Origin of the sequence: Streptomyces sp. 150FB, assembly GCF_000818195.1 — a bacterium.
GTDB lineage: Bacteria > Actinomycetota > Actinomycetes > Streptomycetales > Streptomycetaceae > Streptomyces.
On sequence record NZ_JTHL01000001.1, the window covers coordinates 1,662,258 to 1,665,861 of the forward strand.

Consider the following 3,604-nt stretch of genomic DNA (forward strand, 5'->3'; position numbering starts at 1 on the left):
TGCCGAACAACGAACGGCGCAGCCGCCGCAGCGGGGCGAAGAGCGAAACGCGCGCGCTCTTGCTCTTACGGGTCCGTGTCTCGTCGCGCGAGGTCAACTCACGCATCAGCATCGTCGCCTCGGCCGTCTCGCGCTGCGGGACGGCTGGGCCGCCGAGCACCGCGAGATGGCGGTCGAGGCGCGAACTGGTCGCGCTGCTCCCGCATGTGATCGCAGGGACTCGCGCCCTGCTGTGGACCGTTATCTGTTCCATGTCACTCCCCACCCGTACAAGGGCACCCGACCCGGGCAGGTTAACCCTATCGCCCTCTCACGACACTCGTGTATCCCGTCTACAGGATCAACCACACCTGTACGGGAATTGACGCTCTCTCGTTGATCAAGCTCATTTCAGGGCGACTTGGGACACTTCGCCCACAACGGCGGCCGACGCTCCGGGGGGAGCGTCGGCCGCCGCGCTCATGCGGCCACGGTCATGCCGCCGAGGCGAAGGCCGGCAGGTAGCCGCCCGACTGCCCTGCTGCCGTGGGGTGGTAGGACTCACCGATGTTGAGCACGTTCACGCTGTGCAGCCAGGCCGAACCCGAGCAGATCTCGTGACCGGTGAAGGCGCCGGCGACATCGACGAAGGTGAAGCCGTGGTCGGCGGCGCGCTTGGCGGTCGCCGCGTTGAGGTAGTCGGAGGCGCCGTTGATGGCCGAGCGCTCCTTCTCGCTGAGCCCGAGAACGCAGTTCCCGGAGAGCTGGTAGAAGCGGGGGTAGCCGATGACGACGACGTGCGCCGAAGGGGCCTTGGATCTGATCGCGCCGTAGACGCTGTCGAGGTTGCCGGGGAGGGTGTTGTCGACGAAGGCGCGCGCCGTGGCGACCCGGTTCAGGCAGGTCGCCTCCGACTGGAGCACGCAGGTGGTCATGACATCCGCGAAGCCGGCGTCGTTGCCTCCGATCGTGATCGAGACGAGATCGGTGGCCGAGGTGAGCGGTGCGAGCTGACCGGCGGTCACGTCACCCGTACGAGCACCCGAGCAAGCGGTGAACGCGAACGTCGAGGGTGAATGCGCGGCAGCCCAGAGCGCGGGGTACGCACGGGGCGTGCGCTTGCAGTCGCCACTGGCGCTGTCGTACGCGCCGGAGCCGAGGCCCGAGGAGTACGAGTCCCCCAGGGCCACATAGTCGGTGGTAGCAGCCGTTCGGGCTTCCTGGGCCGACGCCGCTCCGGTGAGAGCGAGGACGGCACCGAGGGCGAGCGCGGACGAGAACGCCGCGATTCGGGACAGTTTCATGGAACCTCCCTTTAGCAGGATTTCTGCCTCAACTTTGGTACCAGACCTCACACTTCACAGGAAGTGGGCATGACAAGAACATTCGATCAACGAGAGAAACGGAACGTAAACGATCAGGGATGTACCGGATGCGAACGTCGAAGTATGGCCAAAGAAGTAAAAAGGTAGGTGAGCATCCGAGCCTTGCCATACAGTCACATTCATCAATACCGTCGTACATTCACCCGCATCGGCGCGTCACGCGGAACGGCTCCAGGGGAGGGCTCAGGTGCCGGGAAGCAGCCGGGCGGGGCGCGGTAGGGGGGTGCCGCGCTCGGTGTTCGCGCATCATGCCGAGTCGCGTTGCCGCGCGCGGCCAGTTCTGCCAACTCACCCCGCCAGTACGGAGATCCATGCCGTCATGACCAGGGTGAGAACCCCCCTTTCGAACCGGAAACACACCAGGAGCGCCCGGGGGCGGGCGGTCCACCGGACGAGAGGGAACCAGACTCGTGAGTACTTTTCTGCGCCCGGCGGTTCCGGGCGAAGATCCGTTGACCGAGAGATTCACCGACCCGCTCAGCCAGCCGCCCAGCAAGCCGCTCGACCAGCTCGATCAGTCATTCGATCAATCACTCGATCAGTCAGTCGTTGCGCCAATCAGTCAGCCTTTGACCGCCCGTTCAGCCACGCACTACCGGCCGGTCTCGTCATTTCTCGCGATCGCTCCACCCGTGAGTGTCGTCATTCCGGCCATGAACGAAGCGGAAAACCTTCCGTACGTATTCAGGACACTGCCTGACTGGATCCATGAAGTCGTCCTGGTGGACGGCGATTCCACCGACGACACCGTCCGCGTCGCGCGCGAACTGCGGCCGGACGTAAAGATCGTCAAGCAGCGCGGCAAGGGCAAGGGCTCCGCGCTGATCACCGGATTCGCCGCCTGCACAGGTGACATCATCGTGATGATCGACGCCGACGGCTCCGCCGACGGAGCGGAGATCGTGTCCTACGTGTCGGCGCTCGTCTCCGGCGCGGACTTCGCCAAGGGCTCGCGCTTCGCCAACGGCGGCGGTACGGACGACATGACGCTGATCCGCAAGCTCGGCAACCGCACGCTGTGCGCTGTCGTCAACGCCAAGTTCGGCGCCAGGTACACCGATCTCTGCTACGGCTACAACGCCTTCTGGCGCCACTGCCTGGAAAAGATCACGTTGGACTGCACCGGATTCGAGGTCGAGACCCTGATGAACATCAGGGTCGTCACCGCGGGTCTGAAGGTGCAGGAGATCCCGAGTCACGAGTACGACCGCATACACGGGGTCAGCAATCTGAGAGCCGTCAGGGACGGACTCAGGGTGCTCAAAGTGATCTTCAAGGAGAAGAGCGTCCGTAAGGCCCCCCGAACCCGTCCCACCGTCATAGGTGTGACGATCCCCCGAGGAGAGGTGTCTTGAACCACCGCCACCACCACCGTCACCGGGCGTTCTCCGTGGTGATCTGTGCCTACACGCAGGACCGCTGGGAGGACATCCTCGCCGCGGTCGACTCCGTACGCCGGCAGTCACTGCCCGCTCTGGAGACCCTGCTCGTGGTCGACCACAACGCGGAGCTGCTGGCCCGGCTCCGCGCGGAGTACGGGCAGCGAGCGGCGCGTGGAGAGGTACGGGTGCTCGCCAACGCGGGTCCCCGCGGACTCTCCGCCGGGCGCAACACCGGTATAGCGGCGGCGCGCGGCGAGATCGTGGCGTTCCTCGACGACGACGCCGTGGCCGAGCCCGAGTGGCTGCGCTTCTTCGACGAGGCGTACGACGAACCGCTGGTGCTGGCGGTCGGCGGCCGGACGGTGCCCGTCTGGGCGTCGGGCCGCAGGCCGGCCTGGTTCCCCGCGGAGTTCGACTGGGTCGTCGGTGCGACGTACCTCGGACAGGAAGAGGGAAAGGTGCGGGTACGCAACGTCCTGGGCGGGAACGCGTCGTTCCGGCGCACCGCCTTCGACGCCGCAGGAGGGTTCGCGACCGGTATCGGGCGCGACGGCGACAAGCGTCCACTGGGCTGTGAGGAGACGGAGTTGTGCATCCGGCTCGCCGGAGCCGTACCGGACGCCGTCCTGCTGATCGACGACAGGGCGGTCATCCACCACAAGGTCCCCGCCGTCCGGGAGCGGTTCGGCTACTTCCGTACGCGTACGTACGCCGAGGGCCTGTCCAAGGCGCTCGTCGCACGGAGTGTCGGCGCTGCCAAGGGCCTTGAGTCCGAACGCCGTTACGCCACCCGCGTGCTGCCGGCCGGGGTGGCGCGCGGGCTGCGGGACGCGGTGCTCGGCCGCCCGGGCGGCGCGG

The 3,604-nt window shown here is 66.5% G+C and carries 4 protein-coding genes; 2 read left to right on the top strand and 2 right to left on the bottom strand.

What is annotated here, in order from left to right; genetic code table 11:
- Both QR77_RS06800 and QR77_RS06805 read right to left on the bottom strand, forming a co-directional pair.
- The coding region (locus QR77_RS06800) for a hypothetical protein (protein WP_040020296.1) at positions 1 to 253 on the bottom strand (253 nt) is incomplete at its 3' end.
- Between the two features lie 220 nt (positions 254 to 473).
- A complete protein-coding gene (locus QR77_RS06805) occupies positions 474 to 1,283 on the bottom strand; it encodes an SGNH/GDSL hydrolase family protein (protein ID WP_040020297.1) in 810 nt (269 codons plus the stop codon).
- A 638-nt stretch (positions 1,284 to 1,921) separates the two neighbouring features.
- On the opposite strand from QR77_RS06805, the gene QR77_RS06810 reads away from it, so the two are divergent.
- Positions 1,922 to 2,719 (top strand): glycosyltransferase family 2 protein, encoded by a 798-nt coding sequence (locus QR77_RS06810; RefSeq protein ID WP_040027418.1) that lies wholly within the window; start codon positions 1,922 to 1,924, stop codon positions 2,717 to 2,719.
- A partial coding sequence (locus QR77_RS06815; RefSeq protein WP_052488577.1) for a glycosyltransferase family 2 protein occupies positions 2,716 to 3,604 on the top strand: 889 nt, incomplete at its 3' end. The genes QR77_RS06810 and QR77_RS06815, both read left to right, overlap by 4 nt.